Here is a 1,886-nt window from a genome sequence, read left to right on the forward strand (position 1 = left end):
CCGTGGTTGCCGCCGCTGGAAACAGCGTTCAGCTTGCCGGTGTTGATGGTCGACTTCTCGGTGCTGGTCGCGGCCAGGGCACGGAGGTAGTAAGTGGTTTTCAGGCCACGGTACCAAGCCATGCGGTAGGTCACGTCCAGCTTCTTGCCCGAAGCGCCGGCGATGTACAGGTTCAGCGACTGAGCCTGGTCGATCCACTTCTGACGACGGCTGGCCGCGTCGACGATCCACTTGGTGTCCACTTCGAACGCGGTCGCGTAGAGCTCTTTGAGTTCTTGCGGGATGCGCTCGATCTGCTGCACCGAACCGTCGTAGTACTTCAGGTCGTTGATCATGACCGAGTCCCACAGACCGCGAGCCTTGAGGTCGCGAACCAGGTACGGGTTGATCACGGTGAATTCGCCCGACAGGTTCGATTTCACATAGAGGTTCTGGTAGGTCGGTTCGATCGACTGCGATACGCCAGTGATGTTGGCGATGGTCGCGGTCGGCGCGATGGCCATGATGTTGGAGTTACGGATACCTTTCTGCACGCGGGCACGTACCGGTGCCCAGTCCAGGGTTTCCTTCAGGTCGACATCGATGTACTTCTGGCCACGGGCTTCGATCAGGATCTGTTGCGAATCCAGCGGCAGGATGCCCTTGGACCACAGCGAGCCCTGGAACGTCTCGTAGGCGCCACGCTCGTCGGCCAGGTCGCAGGACGCCTGGATCGCGAAGTAGCTGACAGCTTCCATGGACGTGTCGGCGAACTGCACCGCAGCATCGGAGCCGTAAGGGATGTGCTGCAGGTACAGCGCATCCTGGAAGCCCATGATGCCCAGGCCGACCGGACGGTGCTTGAAGTTGGAGTTCTTCGCTTGCGGCACCGAGTAGTAGTTGATGTCGATCACGTTGTCGAGCATGCGCACGGCGGTGTTGACGGTACGTTGCAGCTTGGCGGTGTCGAGCTTGCCGCCCACGATGTGGTTCGGCAGGTTGATCGAGCCCAGGTTGCAAACGGCGATCTCGTCCTTGTTGGTGTTCAAGGTGATCTCGGTGCACAGGTTCGAGCTGTGGACCACGCCGACGTGCTGCTGCGGGCTGCGCAGGTTGCACGGGTCTTTGAAGGTCAGCCATGGGTGGCCGGTTTCAAACAGCATGGACAGCATTTTGCGCCACAGGTCTTTGGCCTGGATGGTCTTGAACAGCTTGACCTTGCCCGGGTACTCGGTCAGGGCTTCGTAGTACTCGTAACGCTCTTCGAAGGCCTTGCCGGTCAGGTCGTGCAGGTCCGGTACTTCGGATGGCGAGAACAGGGTCCACTTGCCGTCATCGAAGACACGCTTCATGAACAGGTCAGGGATCCAGTTGGCGGTGTTCATGTCGTGGGTACGACGACGGTCATCACCAGTGTTCTTGCGCAGCTCGATGAACTCTTCGATGTCCATGTGCCAGGTTTCCAGGTAGGCACACACAGCGCCTTTGCGCTTGCCACCCTGGTTCACGGCCACAGCGGTGTCGTTCACTACTTTGAGGAACGGCACAACGCCTTGCGACTTGCCGTTGGTGCCCTTGATGTACGAACCCAGCGCACGCACCGGCGTCCAGTCGTTGCCCAGGCCGCCGGCAAATTTCGACAGCATGGCGTTGTCGTGGATCGCGTGATAGATGCCCGACAGGTCATCCGGCACGGTGGTCAGGTAGCAGCTCGACAGCTGTGGACGCAGGGTGCCGGCGTTGAACAGGGTCGGCGTCGACGACATGTAGTCGAAGGACGACAGCAGGTTGTAGAACTCGATCGCACGGTCTTCTTTGTGCTTCTCTTCGATCGCCAGGCCCATGGCCACGCGCATGAAGAAGATCTGCGGCAGTTCGAAACGCACGCCATCCTTGTGGATGAAGTA

General features: G+C 59.8%; 1 protein-coding gene. It reads right to left on the reverse strand.

Annotation, left to right across the window (positions count from 1 at the left end):
- Positions 1 to 1,886, reverse strand: a 1,886-nt coding sequence (locus D8V06_RS07475) for a ribonucleoside-diphosphate reductase subunit alpha (protein ID WP_130930716.1), incomplete at both ends; no start/stop codon positions are given.

This window comes from Pseudomonas sp. Sample_24 (genome assembly GCF_004307605.1).
Taxonomy (GTDB): domain Bacteria; phylum Pseudomonadota; class Gammaproteobacteria; order Pseudomonadales; family Pseudomonadaceae; genus Aquipseudomonas.